Raw genomic sequence first — 18,260 nt, 5'->3', positions numbered from 1 at the left:
TCCGGCGCCCCGTTATAGGGTTCGGTGGTGACGCGCCCTCTATCGCTCCTGAGCGTCTTCGGTCCCCGCACCGGCCCGCAGAGCACCGCGAACATCGTCCGCAATGCGCTGTGGCCCATCGCGATCGTGTCGATCATCCACCGCAGCTACGTGCTGACGACCAACGGTTACATCACCGACGACTTCGGTCCGGTGTACCGCGCGGTGTCGAACTTCCGGCGGCGCTGGGCCATCTACAACGAGCATTTCAACTACGTCGACCCGCACTACCTGTACCCGCCCGGCGGCACCCTGCTGCTGTCGCCGTTCGGGTTCCTGCCGGAGTTCGCGTCGCGGTTCTGGTTCGTGGCGATCAACTCGGTGGCGATCATCATCGCCGCCTGCCTTCTGGTACGGCTGTTCAAGTTCTCGCTGACCTCGGTGGCACTGCCTGCGCTCCTGCTGGCCATGTACTGCACCGAATCGGTCACCAACACACTGGTTTTCACCAACGTGAACGGCTGCATCCTGCTGGCCGAGGTGCTGTTCTTCCGGTGGCTGCTGGACGGCAAGAAGAATCATGAATGGCTGGCCGGCGCGGCCATCGGCCTGACCGTGGTGCTCAAGCCGCTGCTGCTGCCGCTGTTGCTACTGCCGCTGCTCAACCGGCAGTGGCGCGCCCTGGTGGCCGCGTTCGCGGTGCCCGTCGTGTTCAACGCGGTGGCCTGGCCGCTGTCGGCCGACCCCATGGGCTTCGTCCGCAACACCGTGCCCTACATCTTCCAGACCCGCGACTACTTCAACAGCTCACTGCTGGGCAACGGCATCTACTACGGCCTGCCGATGTGGCTGATCATGGCGCTGCGCGTTGCCTTCGTGCTGCTGGCCGCGGCCAGCCTGTGGCTGCTGTACCGCTACTACCGCGAGCGCGACCAGCTGTTCTGGATGCTGACGTCGTCGGGCGTCCTGCTGATCACCTCGTGGCTGGTGCTGTCACTGGCGCAGGGCTACTACTCGATGATGCTGTTCCCGTTCCTGATGACGGTGGTGCTGCCGCGGTCGACGATCCGTAGCTGGCCGGCCTGGCTCGCGGTGTACGGCTTCCTCACGATGGACCGCTGGCTCATGTGGCGCTGGCCGACCACCGGCCGGTTCCTCGAGTACATCAAGATCACCTACGGCTGGTCGCTGATGCTCGTCGTGGTGTTCTGCGTCCTGCACTTCCGCTACCTCGATGCCAAGAAGGACGGCAGGCTGGATCAGGGCATCGACCCGTTGTGGTTGACGGACTCCGAAGCCAATACCGGGCCCAAGTCCGAGCCCACGGCGCCGGCCGCAGGTAGCGTGAGCGCATGAGTATGCCGCCTCCCAAGGTTGAACTCTCCGACTCCCAGTGGCGCGAGAAACTGTCGGCGGAGGAATTCCACGTGCTGCGTGAAGCCGGCACGGAACGCCCATTCGTCGGCGAGTACACCGACACCAAGACCGAAGGCATCTACCAGTGCCGGGCCTGTGGCGCCGAGCTGTTCCGCAGCACCGAGAAGTTCGAATCCCATTGCGGCTGGCCGTCGTTCTTCGACCCGGCCGACTCGGACGCGGTGATCCTGCGGGCCGACAACACCCTCGGCATGCGGCGCGTGGAGGTGCTGTGCGCCAACTGCCACAGCCACCTCGGGCACGTCTTCGAGGGCGAGGGATACCCCACCCCGACCGACCAGCGCTACTGCATCAACTCGATTTCGCTTCGCCTGGTCCCGGCCGAGAGCTGAGACGTGGTCTCGCAGCCCACCGACGCACAGTTGCGGCGGTGGCGACAGCATCTGGCCAATGAACGTGCCGAGGCCGCCGTCTACCGCGATCTGGCGCAACGCCGTCAGGGCGCCGAACGCGACATCCTGCTGGAGTTGGCCACCGCGGAAGGCCGGCACGAGAAGCACTGGCTGACGCTGCTGGGCGATCAGGTCGGCAAGCCTCGTCGCCCCGACCTGCGGACCCGGGCGCTAGGGTTTCTCGCCCGTCACCTCGGATCGGTGTTCACGCTGGCCCTGGCGCAACGGGCCGAAGCCCGCTCGGAGTACGACACCGACGTCGATGCCACCCCCACGATGGCCGCCGACGAGCGCATCCACGGGGAAGTCGTCCGCGCCCTCGCCAGCCGCGGCCGCGACCAGTTGTCCGGCAGCTTCCGGGCCGCGGTGTTCGGCGCCAACGACGGACTTGTCAGCAACCTGGCGCTGGTCCTGGGTATCGGCGCCACCGGGGTATCGAGCGCGACGATTCTGGCCACCGGACTGGCCGGGCTGATCGCAGGCGCGCTGTCGATGGGCGCCGGCGAGTACGTGTCGGTCAACTCCCAGCTCGAACTGCTGGAAGCCTCGTTGCCCAGCGCCACGGCCGGCAGCGCGGTGCAAGCCCTCGATGTCGACGCCAACGAGCTGGAGCTGGTGTACCGCGCCCGCGGGCTGAGCCCGCAGGAGGCGGCCGCCCGCGCCGCGGGTGTGTTCGCGAGCCTGCGCGCCGGTGCGCTCTCCGACTCACCGCTGGGCGAGGTATCGACCGAGAAGCACGAAGCCGTCGGCACCGGATTGCGCGCCGCGGTGTCCAGCTTCCTGTTCTTCGCGTCCGGCGCGCTGATCCCGGTGCTGCCGTACCTGTTCGGGCTTACCGGCATCACCGCCGTCGTCGTCTCGGCGGTCCTGGTCGGGCTGGCGTTGCTCTCGACAGGCATGGTCGTCGGCCTGCTCTCCGGCGGCCCGCCACTGCGACGGGCGTTGCGACAGTTGATGATCGGCTACGGCGCCGCCGCGGTGACGTACGTGCTCGGGCTGTTGTTCGGTACCGCGGTCGGCTGAATTCCAGCGTCACCGTCGTCGTGGACAATTGGCGCATGGAGCGCCCACACGACGACGTCGCTCAGCTGATCCAGCTGTCCGTTCTCAAACAGCTTGTCACTGGATCGCTTCGTGAAGTGCGCCTTTGATCAGCTTCTCAAGCGGTGTCACGCCAGCATTTCTCAAATCTTGTTATTTTTCCGCGCGGCCCCTCGGGGCGGCTTCATCGAATATCTTCGGCGGGTTCTGATTGATATCCAGACCAGTTCGGTTGAAGCTTGTCGAGAGGCTGGGTTCTCTGAGAATCCAGGAGGCAAGGAATGCTGCCGCCAGCAGTTCTTGCAGTGTCCACAGCAACGGGTTCATCGGTGGGTCTTCTTCAAGTGGGGCGTTGCGATGTCGCAGCCGGTGACGCGCGCCGAGGTGATGGATTGATGGAGCACCCGAGGTACCGGATGACGCTCCGGCACCTCGGGTGAGCACGATGGGCTATACCACTGGCAAGAGGCCGCCGTCGACGCGGAACTGGGCGCCGGTGAGGTACTTGGCGCGCGACGAGGCCAAGAAGGCGATCATTTCGGCGATGTCGTCGGGTTGGCCTACTTGTCCGAGTGGGCCGAGTTGATCGGACAGTCCGGAGAGCAGCTGATCCACGTCGCTGCCCTGGCTGTCGGCCATCTTCTGTACAAATGCTGCTGAGCCGGGTGTGTTGATGAAACCGGGCAGCACGGTCAGTACACGCACGCCGTGTGGTCCGACTTCGGTGGCGAGTTGGCGGCTGTAGACGTTCAGGGCAGCTTTGGCCGCTGCGTAGGGCACCTGCCCGGTTTGGGGTTGGCGGCTGAGCACTGATGAGACGTGCACGACGACACCGGAGCCGCGTTCGATCATGCCGGGGACCAGAATTCGGTCCAGACGTACCGCGCTGAGCAAGTTCAGGGCCAGGGCGTCGGTCCAGTTGACGTCGGAGGCCTCCAGGGTGGGTTCGAGCGCACTGGCCGCACCGGCGTTGTTGATCAGGATGTCGATGCCGCCGGCTTCGTCGATGATGCGTCGGCCCAGTGTGGTGACGCCCGTTTCGGTGGACAGGTCGGCGGCGATGAAGGTAGCCGGGAACCCGTCAGACGGAGCGTCACGTGCGGTGACGAACACCTGTGCGCCGGGTGCGGCGAAGCGTTTGGCGGTCGCCTCTCCCATGCCGCGAGTGCCACCGGTGACGAGAACCCGCTGCCCGGCGAAGTCCTGAGCGTGATCGGTCATCTGTCTGTACTCCTTGTCTGTGGAGGTCGTGTCGCTGATTGGTGTCGCGGGGTCGCCAGTCTTACTGGGCGCGGTAGATGTATTCAGGGACGTCGCGGGTGACGTGCAGGTCCCAGTAGGCGGCGGCGATATCGGCAGCGGGCGCGACGGGAAAGCCGGGCAGCACCGATTCGCTGTTGGCTGAGCCGCCGATCACGACGTCAATGCCGACGTGGGCGGCGTAGACGCCGGTGCCTGCAAGTTCCTTGTTGAGGTTGATGGCCCAGTTGCGCAGCGCGGCGGCAGCGGCATTGACGTTGCCCACTTGGGGAACCGGGTCGACCGATCCGGCGCCGGTAGTGAACAACAGGGTCCCTGCCTGAGCAGCGCGAAGTGCTGGCAGGACTACCGCGGTAGCGGTGAGGGCCCCGTAGAGCTGGAATTCGATTTCGAACTGCAGGTCCTCGGGGGTGGTTGCCGATGGCAGGCTCAGCTTGGTGGTTGCCGCGGTGCCACCGGGTGAGTATTCGAGGACGTCGATCCCGCCGAAGTGGGCGGCGGCGTCGGTGAGTGCCCGAGTCAGAGCTGGCCGGTCGCGGACATCGGCGGTGAAGCCGGCGGCGGTAATGTCCTCTGCGGCCAGGGCACTGATGAGGGTGTCGAGTTTGTCCTGGTTGCGGGCGATGAGGGCGATGTCGTAGCCGTGCGCGCCGAAGGTTCGCGCGAGGGCCAATCCGAGGCCTTGGCCAGCGCCGACGATGGCGATAGTGGGCATGGGAAGTTTCCTTTCATTGGGTGACGCGAGTCGCGGCGGAATCCGCGGCTCGTCTTTCGGAGGTAGGAGTTCAGCGCGCGGTGAGCTGGCTGGACAGCTTGTCTAGGAACGCGGCCTCGTCGGCGGACAGCACCACGGCCAGAGCGCCGGCGGAGTCCTGCGCATGGTGCGGCTTGGACGCGCCGGCGATGGGGATCACGGTGCCGCGGTAGAAGTCGACGAGCCATGCGAGCGCGACCTGCCCGACGGTGGCCTGGTGGCCAGTGGCGATCTCGGTCATGGCGTCGATCAACGGTTGGGTCCGGTCGAGCACCTCGGGGGTAAGTCCCATGACCTTGCGGCGCAGGGGGTGCACGCCGGCGATGAGGCTGCGATCGGCGTGGTACTTGCCGGTCAAGATGCCCTGGCGTTGCGCTGAATAGGCCAGCAGGGAAATACCCAGCCGGTCGGCCGTCTCGAGCATGCCGTCGGTCTCGATCGTTCGGTGCAGCAGGTTCACTTGAACTTCGTTGCTGGCCAGCGGAATTCCGTACTTTGATAGTTCGTCGTGCGCGGTTTCCATCTGTGCAGTGGTGAAGTTGCTGACCCCTACCGCGCGGATTTTGCCGGCTGCGACCAGACGGGCCATCGCCCGCATCTGGGCGCGGATCGAGGACAAGCTGCCCCGGTTGAGATGGATTTGATGCAAGTCGATCGGGAATGGGTCCAACGCGCCGAGTCGCTTGCCGATGGTGCGCTCGATGCTGCCGGCGGTACGTCCGATCGGCAGCCACTTGGTGGCCACCGTGACCTGCCCGGGCGCGACGCCGGCCTCGACGAGGCCGGCCGCCAGCGCGCGTTCGGCGGTCCCGCCGCCGTACATCTCCGAGCTGTCGAACCACGTGATGCCGCCGTCGAGTGCGGTCTTGATGATCCTGCTGACGTGCACCTGCGGAATCGTGGGGGTCAGCGCCGAAATCCAGCCCTTACCCGCAAATTGTGCCGTGCCCAGGCCGATCGACGAGACCCGGAGATCGGTGAGTCCCAGCTGCTGTGTGGTCATGAGAGCACCGTACACCATGACGAGACACTAACGTCTCGTCATGGGCCGCGTATAGCTCGCCTGTCACGCCAACGACGCGCCCGCCGCGCCGCCTGCAAACCGCGCCGCATATTGATTGACATGGGCTTTTGATGACATTTGCGGCGGCCCAACACCGACCGGTAGTGGTGAGACGCAATTGTCTCACCACGAGACCTATACTTGCTTTCGTGGCTAGGGAAGACATGACTGAACGCACCCGGCAGGCGATTCTGGACGCTGCGGCGCGAGTGCTCAGTCGCAAGCCCGACGCGGCTATGAACGACATCGCCGAGGAAGCCCGCGTGGGTCGCGCCACCCTTTACCGGCATTTCCCGACCCGCGAAGCGCTGGTGCGCGGCGTACAAGACGAGGGGGTCACTGAACTTCTCGACGCGTTGGCCTCGGCGGACCTTGCCACGTTGCCAGCCGACCGTGCCATCGCCAGGATCACCCATGTATTCCTGCGAACCGGCGCCAAGTACGCGGCAGTAGTGAGCCGCGACGATGAGCACACCGAGCACCCGCCGCACGAGCGGGCGATGGCACCCGTGCGCGAGGCCGTCGAGCGCGGCATCCGCAGCGGTGAACTGCGCGCCGACTTGCCCGACGGGGCATTGTTCGCGATGTATGACGCATTGGTCGGGCGGGCACTTGTTCTGACTGTCACCGGACAACTCACCCCCGAACAGGCTGCCGATGCCGCCGTCGACGTGTTCATTCAGGGCGCGACATGGACGGGCGCCCGCCAGTGATTATTCGTGCCCTCTGCTAAACCCCAGGGCGTCGAAATCGACAGCGACGCAGTCGCCTTCAGGAGTAGTTCGTTCCTAGCGGGCTTGCCGAACCGCCCGACCAAAGAGCCAGAGTAAAATTAGCTTTCCTAATCATTCTCAAAATCCGTGTCACGTGCGTTGTTCGCGGCGTGGATGATCGTCTTCGAACGCAACCCATGGCCCACGCTGACCTTGGTGGTCTCGCTCGAGGCGATCTTCCTGTCGACGTTCGTGATGATCGGGCAGAACCGGCAGGCCGAATTCCAGCACATCAAGGCCGATCACGACTTCGAGACGCAGGAACTCGAATTGCGGACGAACACCGACCTGACCCGCCAAATCCACACGCTCACAACGGAATTGCACCGCCGGATCATGGCGGCCGACGACGGCAAGGCCGGCGGTACCACCTAGGCCTGTCAGGTCCCGGCTACGGCAGGTTCGCGACCAGCTGCTCGATACCGACCCGCGGGCCGGTGAAGAACGGCGTCTCCTCGCGGACGTGGCGCCGGGCGTCTGTGTAGCGCAGCTTCCACATCAGCTCGACGACGCGGGCCAGGTCCGGGCCCTCGAAGGCGAGGATCCACTCGTAGTCACCCAGCGCGAAGGCCGGCACGGTGTTGGCGCGCACATCGGGATACTCACGGCCGGCCATGCCGTGCTCGACGAGCATCCGGCGGCGGTCCTCGTCGGGCAGCAGGTACCAGTCCAGCGACCGCACGAACGGGTAGACGCAGATGTAGTCACCGGGATCCTCACCCGCGATGAACGCCGGCAGGTGGCTCTTGTTGAACTCGGCGGGACGGTGCAGGGCGACCACGCTCCACACCGGTTCGGTGGCGGCGCCCAGGGCGGTGCGACGGAAGCCGGTGTAGGTGGCCTGCAGGTCCTCGACCCGCTCGGCGTGAGTCCACATCATGAAGTCGGCGTCGGCCCGGAAGCCGGCGACGTCGTACAGCCCGCGGACCACGACGCCCGCGTCCTCGCGCTTCTTGAGGTAGGCCGCGGTGTCCGCGGCGATGGCGGCCCGCGACTTCTCGTCCGCCGACAGCTCGTCCGGCTGCACGGCGAAGACCGAGATCATCATGTACCTGGTCACCGCGTTGAGGGCGTCGTAATCGAGCTTGGCCATGGCTCTATCGTGCCCTATCGCGAAAGGCCACCACCGGCCACCTCCATGGCCGCCCGTGTTCCCGAGGCGACGCACGCCGGCACCCCGATGCCGTCCAGATATCCACCCGCGACGGCCAGCCCCGAGGGCAGCCCCGCCCGCAGCTCCTCGACCAGTTCGAGGTGGCCCGGACCGTACTGCGGCATGGCATCGATCCAGCGCTGCACCAGGTAATCCACCGGCTCGGCGCTGATGCCGAACAGCGTCCGCAGGTCCTCGAGCGACCACGCCAGCAGGCGGTCGTCACCCACGTTGCGGGCCAGGTCGTCACCGAATCTGCCGTACGACAGCCGCAGCAACTCCACATTGCCGCCGCGCCCCCACTTGCGCGAGGTGAGGGTGATCGCCTTGGAGTGCAGCGCTTCTCCCGCGGCCATCAGGACCCCGGACTGCTGCGGCAGCGGTGTGCCACCGGGTAGCGCGAGGGCGACGACCGCGGCGGACGCGACCGGGATCAACCGGGCCATGGCCGCGCTGCTCGGCGCGATGTCTGTGAGCAGCCCGGCCACGCGCGGCGCCGGGAGCGCCAGCACCACGGCGTCGGCCGACCAGTGCTTGCCTTCGTCGTCACGCAGCTGCCAGCCGTGGCCCGGGGCCAGCCCCTCGATGCCCACCTGAGCCCACTGGGCGCCCGTCCGGCGGACCAGTTCGTCGACCAGGACGGCGTAGCCGCCGTCCACGGCACCGAACACCGAGGCGCTCGTGGGAGGCGCCGCGGCCAGCACCGAGCCGACCGCGGCGGTCAGGCTCGGGGCACCTCGATCGAGCGCGGCCGCCAATGCGGGCACCGCGCTGCGGATGCCGATGGTCTTGGCCGAACCGGCGTAGACACCGGCCAGCAGCGGGTCGACCGACCGCGTCACGGTTTGCGCGCCGAACCGGTCGCCGACCAGTTGCGCGACAGTCGGATCGGCGTCGAGCTGCCAGCGCAGCGGCCGCGTCGGCTCGGCGGCGATCTGGGCCAGGGTGGCGTCGTCGACCAGGCCGCGCAGGTTTGCGCCCGGGCCCGGGATGCCCTGCATGGTGCCCTCGGGCATGGGGTGGAGGCGACCACCGCTGCAGATCAGCGGCCGGACGCCGGTGGTGCCGAGCTGCCGCAGGCCCAACGCCTTCAGCAGCGAGGTGACCTCGGGCCGACGGGCCACGAACGCCTCGGCGCCCACATCCAGGGTCTGGCCGGCGAGCCGTTCGGTCCGGAGCACCCCACCGAGCCGGTCGGCCGGATCGAAGACGATGATGCGTGCCGCCGAGTCGGCCTGACGCAGCCGGTAGGCCGCGACCAGACCCGAAATACCACCGCCGACAACGCAATACGTCTTGCTCATCGGTGACTCACAATGAGTGCGCCAGCGCCACCGCTTCGGTGACCACACCGGGATCGGTCGACGGCAGAACACCGTGACCGAGATTGAAGATGTGCCCGGCGGCACCGGCCGCGACGGCGCGGCGCCCGTCCGCGACAACCTGCCGCACGGCGTCGTCGACCACCCGCCAGCCGGCCAGCAGCACCACCGGATCGAGGTTGCCCTGCAGCGCCTTGCCCGGCCCGACCCGGCCTGCGGCGTCGACGAGGTTGGTTCGCCAGTCGACGCCGACGACCGTCGCGCCGGCCTCACCCATGGCACCCAGCAGCTCGGCGGTGCCGACGCCGAAGTGCGTCATCGGCACGCCTTCGTCTTTCAGCGACGCGAAGATGCGGGTGCTGTGCGGCAGCACATAGGTGCGGTAGTCGGCGAGCGACAGGGTGCCCGCCCAAGAGTCGAACAGCTGGATCGCGTCGACCCCGGCGGCCAGCTGCGCGCGCAGGAACTCGATGGTGAGATCGGTCAGCTTCTCCATGAGGTCATGCCACGTCGCCGATTCACCGAGCATCATGGCCTTGGTTTTCTCGTGGTTGCGACTCGGGCCGCCCTCCACCAGATACGAGGCCAGCGTGAACGGGGCACCGGCGAAACCGATCAGGGGCACGTCGCCCAGTTCCCTGGTGAGCAGGCCGATGGCCTCCGCCACCGGCGCCACCTGATGGGGCTCGAGCGGCTTGATGCCCTCCACATCGTCCGCGGTGCGGATCGGGTGGGCGATGACCGGCCCGACGTCCGGCACGATGTCCAGATCGATGCCGGCGGCCTTGAGCGGCACCACGATGTCCGAGAACAAGATGGCGGCGTCGACGCCGTGGCGGCGTACCGGCTGCATGGTGATCTCGCAGACCAGCTCCGGGTTGAAACACGCCGAGAGCATGGTGTGGGTGGCGCGCAGGGCGCGGTATTCGGGCAGGGACCGGCCGGCCTGCCGCATCATCCACACCGGGGTCCGGTCCGGAGTGCGGCCGTTGGCGGCAGCCAGATAGGGCGATTGCGGCAGTTCACGACGGGTGCTCATCACTGCTAATGCTGCCATGTCCCGATCGGTTGCTTATACCCTGTCGCGCAGCCAAATGTCGGGCTATCGGCGCGCCTGCTTACGCGACCGGCCGGATCGGGCTAGCGTCCCAGAATGTGACCTCCGCCGAGCCGGCCCAGTTCCGCACTGCTGTTGCGGCAATGAACGCCGCCATTGTGCGCCAGGAGATCGAACTCGGCCCGATCCGTCCGCCGCAGCGGCTGGCACCCTTCAGCTACGCGCTGGGCGCAGAGGTGCGTCATCCTGACGCCGCCGTCGTCCCGGAGAGCTCGGAGGGCGACGCCTTCGGACGTCTGATCCTGCTGCACGATCCCGAAGGTGCTGAAGCCTGGGACGGCACCATGCGTCTCGTCGCGTACATCCAGGCCGACCTGGACTCCACCGAGGCCGTCGACCCGCTGCTGCCCGAGGTCGCGTGGAGCTGGCTGGTCGATGCGCTCGAGTCGCACGCCGAGGGCGTCACCGCGCTGGGCGGCACCGTCACCGCGACGACGTCGGTCCGCTACGGCGACATCTCCGGCCCGCCGCGGGCCCACCAGCTCGAGCTGCGCGCGTCGTGGACCGCGACGTCGCTGGAACTGGGACCGCACGTGCAGGCATTCTGTGAGGTGCTCGAGCACGCCGCCGGACTGCCGCCCGCCGGCGTGACCGATCTGGGTTCGCGCACCCGCGCGTGACCGCATGACTGATTCTGATTCTCACGGGACCGACGCCGGCGAAGCTGCCGACGATCCCGACGTCACTCCCCTGCTGGCACCCGCCGAAGGTGTGCCGGCCCTCGCCATCTATGCGAGCGACATCGCCCGTGCCGGTGAGCTTTTGGCATCCGGACACGGCGCGTTCGCGATCGACGCCGAGCGGGCGTCGGGCTTCCGCTATTCCAACCGGGCCTACCTGATCCAGATTCGCCGCGCCGGTGCCGGCACGGTGCTCATCGATCCCGTCAGCCACGGCATCGACCCACTGAAGGCGCTGGCGCCGGTGGCCGAAGTCGTGAATTCCGACGAGTGGATTCTGCACGCGGCCGACCAGGATCTGCCCTGCCTGGCCGAACTGGGCATGACGCCGCCGTCGCTGTACGACACCGAATTGGGCGGGCGGCTCGCCGGCTATGACCGGGTGAACCTGGCTGCCATGGTGCAGCGGCTCCTGGGGCTGGGGTTGAAGAAGGGCCACGGCGCGGCCGACTGGTCCAAGCGGCCACTGCCCGCCGACTGGCTGAACTACGCGGCGCTGGACGTCGAGGTGCTTCTCGAGTTGCGTGCCGCCGTTGCCGCAGAGCTGGAGTCGCAGGGCAAGACCGAATGGGCCGCACAGGAATTCGAGTACATGCGGACCGTCGAGCCCTCGCCCACGCGACGCGACCGGTGGCGGCGGACATCCGGCATCCACAAGGTTCGCAACGGTCAGGCGCTGGCCGCGGTACGCGAGCTGTGGCAGACCCGCGACTTGATCGCCCAGCGGCGGGACATCGCGCCGGGCCGCATCCTGCCCGACTCGGCGATCATCTCGGCTGCCGCCGCCAATCCCGACACCATCGAAAAGCTCACGGCGCTACCGATTTTCGGTGGCTCGCGGCAGAAGCGCGGCGCGCAGGTGTGGCTGGATGCGTTGGCTCGGGCGCGCGAGGCGGACCCGCCGGCGTCCGAGCCGAACAATGGGCTGCCGCCGCCGGCACGCTGGTCGCGGCGCAAGCCCGAGGCGTTCGAGCGGCTGGAGGCGTGCCGTAGTGGGCTGACCCTGCTGTCCGAAAAGGTTTCGGTACCGACCGAGAATCTGCTGACGCCCGAAACCGTGCGACGGCTGTGCTGGGATTGGCAGCCTTCGGATGATGTGGCCGGTGCCATCGAGGACTTCTTGGTGGCCGCCGGCGCGCGGCCGTGGCAGCGGGAGCTCTGCGTCCCGGTGCTGACTGCCGCGTTGTCCTCTTAGCTATTTCCGCGAGCGTGCGTGTTTGCGCACGCTCGTTTCCGACGAGTGTTCAGGGCGCCCCGATCGCCGGCACCGTGTCGTGCTGCGGCGCGTCCTGATAGCCCGGGCATGTGGTCTGAATTTTGAACGTATGCCATTGGACCTCACCCCGATTCGGCGGCATGCGGCCGTTGACCGTGTAGGTGTCGTCGACTCTGGTTCCGGTGACCTCTTGCGGGTCGGCGATGAAATCCACCGCGTCGCCGTCACGCAGTCCGACCTTCTGGACGACGATGCGGCCGACCTGCGTGAGCTGGATCCGGACCAGCTGACCCGACTTTCCCTGCGCCAGGATGACCAGGATTCCCCCGACGGGCAGCCGGGTGCAGACCACCTTGCCGGTGTCGATGGTGTGCGGTTCGCCGTCGAACACGATCGAGGTGACGATCGGCGTCCCGCCGTCGCACGCACTGATCAGCAAGACCGCGAGCAGCGCCACCAGATCCGGGCGGTTGACGCGCATGTCGCAAGTGAACCAGTTGGCTGAGCGTTATGCGCGCGATCAGCGGTGGTCGATCGGCCGCCACAACATCGGTGTGACGAACTCGAGGAAGTGCTCGAGCACCGCGTCGGGCGCCTCGATCTGCGGCCAATGCGCGATGTCGTCGGCCAGCATCACGACATCCGGGTTCGGGATGACCTCCCGGTAGCGCTTGGCCATGTGGGCGCCCGAGTTGGGGTCGGACGGGCCGTCTATGAGTCGCATCGGGATGGTGGTCTCACGCATGGCGCGCACCCAGCGGTTGCGGTAGGTGTAGCGGTCGTTGATGAAACGGCCGACCTGGTGCATGACCTTCTTGCCATCGTTGTAGTCGAGGATTTGGTGGAACTTGTCCATCAGTTCCTTGGACGGTTTCGTGTTGACCCCGAACATCTCGTTGATGGTCGGGTCCGCCAGCCGCCGCGACAGCGGGGTGCCCTGCAACGGACTGATGATGTCGCCCAACGGAGTTCGCGACAGCGCCTTCTGCAGCAGCCGAGGGGTGTACGACTCGACGAACAGCCCGCCATTGAGCCAGGTGATCGATTCGATGTTCAGGCTGCCATACGACTGATCGCCAAAATGGTTGCGCGCCAGCAGTTCCTGGCACACCGAATCGCCGATGTCATGGGCCAAGATGTGGGCCGTCTGCACGCCGAGATGGTCCAGCAGCGCCTCGTGCATGTCGGCGTGGTCGTGCACCGAGTACTGGTAGGCAGACGGCTTGTCGGAGAAGCCCATGCCGATCATGTCCGGCGCGATCACGGTGAACTTCTCCGTCAGCGTCGGCCAGATCAGCGACCAATCCCAGGAATTGAATGGGTAGCCGTGGATGAGCAGCAGCACCGGGCCGGTGCCCAGTTCCAGCCCGTCGACCCGATAGAAGATGTCGAATCCGAGGTAGTCGAAATACCGGCCCGCAGACTTCCAGGCTTCGAGTTCGTCGTGCATGGGGTTGAGCGTAGGCCCGCGGGCAGTGCGACGCCGCTACACCGCGTCAGCCAGGCATGTTGGCCCACCGAACTACCATTGACAGCATTGACCAGAGAAGGACATCCGGATGATTCGGCTCCTGCTAGTGCTCGGCGTCGTCGCGGTCATCCTCGCTGTCATCATGATCCTCGGCGGCGCTGCGCTCGGCGCGGTCTTCACATCCGATCGGAAGTCGCCCCGTCCCATGTCAGCCATGACACGGGCCTGGCTGCTGTGCAGCGTCATGGTGATCGTGGTCGGTGTCGCGACGGAGGGCATCGCACTCCTACCGGCGATGGGCATCGCGGCCATCGGGTTGTTGATCACGCACATTGTGATCGACAACCGGGCCGGCTCCACGACGGCGCGACCGTCACCCCGGGAGTTGGCACGCGCCCGGCTTGTTGAGGAATTCGGAGCCGACGGTGCCGAGCTGCTGGACAGCGCCCAGGCAGCCATCGACCGGATCGAACGCTCGGAAGCCGCAACCGGCGGCTGGCTCGGCAACGACCTCGACTTCACCGGCGACTTCACTCCGATCCGCGAAAATTGCCGAGCCACAGTAGAACTCAACGGACTGATCAAAGAGCTCAGCGCCCTCGCCGATCCCGATTCAGACGACCTGGCAATGCTGGCGGACGCACGGACGAAGGCCCGGCAACTGCATGTTCAGTGCCGGCAGCGGGTCGACGATCTCCAGATGTGTGCCGATAAGGCCGAGGAGATCGACCAGTCGCTGCGCGACGATCGCGCGCGGGCACAGCTCGCCGAGAAACGTGACGACGTCCGGAGCCGCATGGCCGCCAAGTTGTACGGCATCGACGCGGCGCCGTCCCAGACGTCGTCGTCGTCGGTGGACAGGATCACCGCGCTTGCCGCGGCGTATGCGGAGATCAGGGGCAAGGTCGATCGCGAGGGCGGGGACTAGCGTCGTGATCAGCGGCGACAAGCCAACTCGTCCGGGGCTTTCGGGGCACTGGGCCTGGTTCGGCGGAATCGTGGGTTTGCTCGGAGTGCTGGGTTCGGGCTTCGCATTCCTCCTGATGATTCCGCTGGCGATGGCCACCGACGGGTGCCACGACGGCAGCACCGACTGGGTGTGCAAGCTGTCCGCGCGCGGTCAGAATTTCCTCCTGGCGATTCCATGGATGTGCCTGAGTGGCGGCATCGTCGCCGCCGTGGTGACCGCGGCTCTGGCAGCGCGTCGGCGGTGGACGCCGTTGATCGGCATTCCCGCCGGCATCGCTGTCGCCTGGGCGCTGATCCCGTTGGGCAAAGTGATCGCCCTCCACGTATAGGTAGCTCTCACCGCCCGCGAGCGCAACTAAAATGCCCGCGACACACCGCAATTGGGCGTACAAACACGGCCGCTCGCGGGAGGTGAACTACTGCGAGGCGATGTCCACAGAGGAGCCGAGGGCGGCGACCCAGCCGGTGACCTGGCGGGCGATGTCCTGATCGGTCAGGCCGATCGACATCAAGATCTCGCTGCGGCTCGCGTGCTCCTGGAACTCCTTGGGCACGCCGACGTCGCGGCACGGCACGTCGATCTCGGCGCGGCGCAGCGATGCCGAGACCGCGGAGCCGATACCGCCGGCGACACCGTTGTCCTCAAGCGTCACAACGAGTTTGTGGGCCCGGGCCAGATCGGCGATGGCCGCCGGGACCGGAAGCACCCAGCGCGGGTCGACGACCGTCACACCGATGCCCTGCTTGCGCAACCGGTCGGCGACCACCAGGGCCATCCGCGCGAACGCACCCACCGCGACCAGCAGCACGTCGTCGGACAGGCCGTCCGCGGGCTCGGTCAGGATGTCGACGCCGTGCTGGCGGCGGACCGCCGGAATGTCGTCGCCGACGGCACCCTTCGGGAACCGCACCGCGGTGGGCCCGTCCGACACCGCGATCGCCTCAGCGAGTTCCTCACGCAACCGGGCAGCGTCGCGCGGTGCGGCGACCTGCATGCCGGGCACGATGCCGAGCATCGACATGTCCCACACACCGTTGTGGCTGGCACCGTCGTTGCCGGTGATGCCGGCGCGGTCGAGGACCATGGTGACGGGCAGCTTGTGCAGCGCCACGTCCATCATGATCTGGTCGAACGCCCGGTTCAGGAATGTCGAGTAGATGGCGACGACGGGATGCATGCCCCCCATGGCCAGGCCCGCGGCCGACGTCATCGCGTGCTGCTCGGCGATGCCGACGTCGAAGAACCGGTCCGGGAAGCGCTGCCGGAACGCCGACAGTCCCGTCGGGCCCGGCATGGCCGCGGTGATCGCGACGATGTCGCGCCGCTTCGTGGCCTGCTTGATCAGTTCCTCGGAGAACACCGACGTCCAGCCGAGCACCGACTCGGCGGTGGACCGCCCGGTGTGCGGGTCGATGATGCCGGTCGAGTGCATCTGCTCGGCTTCGTCGTTCTCCGCGTGCGCATAACCCATGCCCTTGCGGGTGACGACGTGCACGATGACGGGCGCGTTGAACCCGCGGGCGTGGCGCAGGGCGGCCTCGACGGCGTGCTCGTCATGCCCATCGATGGGCCCGACGTACTTGAGGCCCAGATCGGTGAACAGCGCCTGCGGTGCGATGGCGTCCTTGATGCCGGCCTTGATGCTGTGCACGCACTGGTAACAGAATTCGCCGACCACGGGCACGCCGCGCAGGGCGTTCTTGCCGCGCTCCAGTGCCTTCTCGTAGCCGGGCTGCAGGCGCAGCGCCGCGAAGTGGTCGGCCAGGCCGCCGATGGTCGGTGCGTAGCTACGGCCGTTGTCGTTGACGACGATGACGATGGGCCGGTTCGCGGCCGCGATGTTGTTCAGCGCCTCCCAGCACATGCCGCCGGTGAGCGCGCCGTCGCCGACGACGGCGACGACGTGCCGGTTGCGGTAGCCGGAGAGTTCGAAGGCCTTGGCCAGTCCGTCGGCGTAGGACAGCGCGGTGCTGGCATGGCTGGACTCGACCCAGTCGTGCTCACTCTCGGCGCGCGACGGGTAGCCGGACAGGCCACCCTTCATCCGCAGCGTCTCGAAGTCGGGACACCGGCCGGTCAGCATCTTGTGCACGTAGGCCTGGTGGCCCGTGTCGAAGATGATCGGGTCGTGCGGCGAATCGAAGACCCGGTGCAGGGCCAGCGTCAGCTCGACGACACCCAGGTTGGGACCGAGATGCCCGCCGGTGGCGGCCACCTTGTGCACCAGGAATTCCCTGATCTCGGCGGCAAGTTCGGTCAGCTGGGGCTGCGACAGGTGCGCCAGATCAGCTGGGCCGCGGACCTGTTCAAGCATTCCGACAGTCTACGCACGCATACCGGGTAGAGCCGGTCAAGGCTGATAGATGTCCGGCACACCGTCACCGTCGTCGTCGGCGGTCTCCTGGTCGTGGATTCGGCGGTACACGGCGTTGCGGGACAGCAGCACCACCGCCGCCAGCATCCCGGCGATGACCGAACCGGTGAGCACGCCGATCTTGGCATCAGCGCTGGCGGCCGTGCCGGTACCGAACGCCAGCTCACCGATCAGCAGCGAGACCGTGAAGCCGATCCCCGCCAGTAGCGCCACCCCGGCGACGTCGAGCCAGCCCAGTCCCTCGTCGAGCTCTGCGCCGGTGAACCGCGCCAGCAAGAATGTGGTGCTGAACACGCCGATGGCTTTACCGAACACCAGCCCCAGAAGAACGCCGGCCGTTACCGGATGGGTGATCGCGTCGACCAGGCCTGGCCACCCGCCGACACTCACGCCCGCGGCGAAGAACGCGAACACCGGCACGGCCACGCCCGCCGACAGCGGCCGCAGCGCGTGCTCGAACGTCTCGGCCGAGGCGTGCTTGCCCAGCACCGGCACCCCGAACCCGAGCAGCACCCCGGCCACCGTGGCGTGGATACCGCTCGCGTGCACCAGGGCCCAGGTCGCCACGGCGAGCGGCAACAGGAGCCACCAGTGCCGGCTGCCGCGCTGCACGGCCGCGACGAACAGCCCGCCGGGGATGACGGCCAGCGCCAACGCGGCCGGGTTGAGGTGGTCGGTGTAGAAGCAGGCGATGACGATGATGGCCAGCAGGTCGTCGACCACTGCCAGCGTCAGGAGGAAGGTGCGCAGCGCGGTGGGCAGGTGCGTTGAAATCACTGCGAGGACAGCCAACGCGAAGGCAATGTCCGTCGCGATCGGCACCGCCCAACCGTCCAGGTTCTCGGGGTGGCCGAGCGCCAGGTTCAGGCCCACGAAGATGCCGGCGGGCGCGAGCATGCCGCCGACGGCCGCGGCGATGGGCAGCGCGGCCCGCGCCGGATCGCGCAGATCGCCAGCGACGAACTCGCGTTTGAGTTCGACGCCGACGACGAAGAAGAAGATCGCCAGCAGTCCGTCGGCCGCCCAGGCCGACAGGCTAAGGCGCAGATGCCAGGCCTCGGGGCCGACCGCGAACTCCGACAGCGCGTGATAGCTGTGCGCGGCAGGCGAATTGGCCCACACGAGAGCGACGCCGGCGGCCAGCAACAACAGGATGCCGCCGACGGTCTCCTTGCGGAGGATCTCGGTGAACCGCTGGGCTTCGGGCCAACTACCTCGGGTCAGTAGGCGCCGGCGCGTGTTGCGGTTGTTCATCGGG

General features: G+C 67.2%; 20 protein-coding genes. 9 read left to right on the top strand and 11 right to left on the bottom strand.

Translation table 11 applies throughout. From position 1 onward, the window contains the following. The first annotated feature begins 27 nt into the window (after window positions 1–27). Genes aftC through ACWW1C_RS11950 form a run of 3 tightly spaced genes read left to right on the top strand, consistent with a single transcriptional unit; the run spans window position 28 to window position 2,831 of the window. Window positions 28–1,335: an arabinofuranan 3-O-arabinosyltransferase gene (gene aftC / locus ACWW1C_RS11960; RefSeq protein ID WP_455983628.1), complete on the top strand. Its 1,308-nt coding sequence runs from the start codon at window positions 28–30 to the stop codon at window positions 1,333–1,335. A gap of 2 nt (window positions 1,336–1,337) precedes the next feature. Continuing rightward, window positions 1,338–1,748, top strand: a complete 411-nt coding sequence (gene msrB, locus ACWW1C_RS11955; RefSeq protein WP_455984247.1) for a peptide-methionine (R)-S-oxide reductase MsrB — start codon at window positions 1,338–1,340, stop codon at window positions 1,746–1,748. A 3-nt stretch (window positions 1,749–1,751) separates the two neighbouring features. Continuing rightward, window positions 1,752–2,831, top strand: a complete 1,080-nt coding sequence (locus tag ACWW1C_RS11950) for a VIT1/CCC1 transporter family protein (protein ID WP_455983627.1) — start codon at window positions 1,752–1,754, stop codon at window positions 2,829–2,831. Between the two features lie 171 nt (window positions 2,832–3,002). On the opposite strand, the gene ACWW1C_RS11945 is transcribed toward ACWW1C_RS11950, so the two are convergent. The 4 genes from ACWW1C_RS11945 to ACWW1C_RS11930 all read right to left on the bottom strand — a co-directional run bounded on the left by ACWW1C_RS11945 (window position 3,003) and on the right by ACWW1C_RS11930 (window position 5,866). Continuing rightward, on the bottom strand, window positions 3,003–3,176 hold the full coding sequence (locus tag ACWW1C_RS11945; protein ID WP_455983626.1) for a hypothetical protein: 174 nt from the start codon (window positions 3,174–3,176) through the stop codon (window positions 3,003–3,005). A gap of 123 nt (window positions 3,177–3,299) precedes the next feature. Then, window positions 3,300–4,070, bottom strand: coding sequence for an oxidoreductase (locus ACWW1C_RS11940; RefSeq protein ID WP_455983625.1), 771 nt, complete (start codon window positions 4,068–4,070; stop codon window positions 3,300–3,302). 61 nt (window positions 4,071–4,131) lie between these two features. After that, on the bottom strand, window positions 4,132–4,824 hold the full coding sequence (locus tag ACWW1C_RS11935) for an SDR family NAD(P)-dependent oxidoreductase (protein ID WP_455983624.1): 693 nt from the start codon (window positions 4,822–4,824) through the stop codon (window positions 4,132–4,134). Between the two features lie 70 nt (window positions 4,825–4,894). Then, window positions 4,895–5,866, bottom strand: coding sequence for an aldo/keto reductase (locus ACWW1C_RS11930; RefSeq protein WP_455983623.1), 972 nt, complete (start codon window positions 5,864–5,866; stop codon window positions 4,895–4,897). 209 nt (window positions 5,867–6,075) lie between these two features. On the opposite strand from ACWW1C_RS11930, the gene ACWW1C_RS11925 reads away from it, so the two are divergent. Continuing rightward, entirely contained in the window at window positions 6,076–6,639 is a 564-nt protein-coding gene (locus ACWW1C_RS11925; protein ID WP_455983622.1) for a TetR/AcrR family transcriptional regulator, read from the top strand. Between the two features lie 147 nt (window positions 6,640–6,786). Then, complete coding sequence (locus ACWW1C_RS11920) at window positions 6,787–7,074, top strand: DUF1003 domain-containing protein (protein WP_455983621.1); 288 nt, start codon at window positions 6,787–6,789, stop codon at window positions 7,072–7,074. Window positions 7,075–7,090: 16 nt separating this feature from the next. Here ACWW1C_RS11920 and hemQ read toward each other — a convergent pair whose 3' ends face one another. Genes hemQ through hemE form a run of 3 tightly spaced genes read right to left on the bottom strand, consistent with a single transcriptional unit; the run spans window position 7,091 to window position 10,213 of the window. After that, window positions 7,091–7,792: a hydrogen peroxide-dependent heme synthase gene (hemQ, locus tag ACWW1C_RS11915; protein ID WP_455983620.1), complete on the bottom strand. Its 702-nt coding sequence runs from the start codon at window positions 7,790–7,792 to the stop codon at window positions 7,091–7,093. Between the two features lie 14 nt (window positions 7,793–7,806). Then, a complete protein-coding gene (locus ACWW1C_RS11910) occupies window positions 7,807–9,156 on the bottom strand; it encodes a protoporphyrinogen oxidase (RefSeq protein ID WP_455983619.1) in 1,350 nt (449 codons plus the stop codon). Between the two features lie 7 nt (window positions 9,157–9,163). Further along, window positions 9,164–10,213, bottom strand: a complete 1,050-nt coding sequence (gene hemE / locus ACWW1C_RS11905; RefSeq protein ID WP_455983618.1) for a uroporphyrinogen decarboxylase — start codon at window positions 10,211–10,213, stop codon at window positions 9,164–9,166. 161 nt (window positions 10,214–10,374) lie between these two features. Between hemE and ACWW1C_RS11900 the strand changes: the two genes are divergently transcribed. Both ACWW1C_RS11900 and ACWW1C_RS11895 read left to right on the top strand, forming a co-directional pair. Next, on the top strand, window positions 10,375–10,911 hold the full coding sequence (locus tag ACWW1C_RS11900) for a DUF3000 domain-containing protein (protein ID WP_455984246.1): 537 nt from the start codon (window positions 10,375–10,377) through the stop codon (window positions 10,909–10,911). A gap of 4 nt (window positions 10,912–10,915) precedes the next feature. After that, a complete protein-coding gene (locus tag ACWW1C_RS11895; protein ID WP_455983617.1) occupies window positions 10,916–12,166 on the top strand; it encodes an HRDC domain-containing protein in 1,251 nt (416 codons plus the stop codon). 49 nt (window positions 12,167–12,215) lie between these two features. On the opposite strand, the gene ACWW1C_RS11890 is transcribed toward ACWW1C_RS11895, so the two are convergent. Both ACWW1C_RS11890 and ACWW1C_RS11885 read right to left on the bottom strand, forming a co-directional pair. Next, the gene (locus tag ACWW1C_RS11890) at window positions 12,216–12,668 is read right to left on the bottom strand and encodes a lipoprotein LpqH (RefSeq protein ID WP_455983616.1); all 453 of its coding nucleotides are present in this window, start codon (window positions 12,666–12,668) and stop codon (window positions 12,216–12,218) included. A gap of 39 nt (window positions 12,669–12,707) precedes the next feature. Beyond that, a complete protein-coding gene (locus ACWW1C_RS11885) occupies window positions 12,708–13,637 on the bottom strand; it encodes an alpha/beta fold hydrolase (RefSeq protein ID WP_455983615.1) in 930 nt (309 codons plus the stop codon). A gap of 109 nt (window positions 13,638–13,746) precedes the next feature. On the opposite strand from ACWW1C_RS11885, the gene ACWW1C_RS11880 reads away from it, so the two are divergent. After that, window positions 13,747–14,586: a hypothetical protein gene (locus tag ACWW1C_RS11880; RefSeq protein ID WP_455983614.1), complete on the top strand. Its 840-nt coding sequence runs from the start codon at window positions 13,747–13,749 to the stop codon at window positions 14,584–14,586. A 4-nt stretch (window positions 14,587–14,590) separates the two neighbouring features. Next, window positions 14,591–14,956: a hypothetical protein gene (locus tag ACWW1C_RS11875; protein ID WP_455983613.1), complete on the top strand. Its 366-nt coding sequence runs from the start codon at window positions 14,591–14,593 to the stop codon at window positions 14,954–14,956. A gap of 87 nt (window positions 14,957–15,043) precedes the next feature. Here the strand turns inward: ACWW1C_RS11875 and dxs are convergent, their stop codons facing one another. Together dxs and nhaA are read right to left on the bottom strand one after the other, a co-directional pair. After that, window positions 15,044–16,942 (bottom strand): 1-deoxy-D-xylulose-5-phosphate synthase, encoded by a 1,899-nt coding sequence (dxs, locus tag ACWW1C_RS11870; RefSeq protein WP_455983612.1) that lies wholly within the window; start codon window positions 16,940–16,942, stop codon window positions 15,044–15,046. A 36-nt stretch (window positions 16,943–16,978) separates the two neighbouring features. Further along, a complete protein-coding gene (nhaA, locus tag ACWW1C_RS11865; RefSeq protein WP_455983611.1) occupies window positions 16,979–18,256 on the bottom strand; it encodes a Na+/H+ antiporter NhaA in 1,278 nt (425 codons plus the stop codon). Window positions 18,257–18,260 lie beyond the last annotated feature (4 nt).

It is taken from the genome of Mycobacterium sp. HM-7 (assembly GCF_053852335.1).
Note: the sequence above shows the minus strand (reverse complement) of the source record. Positions and strands in the feature narration are given on the sequence as shown.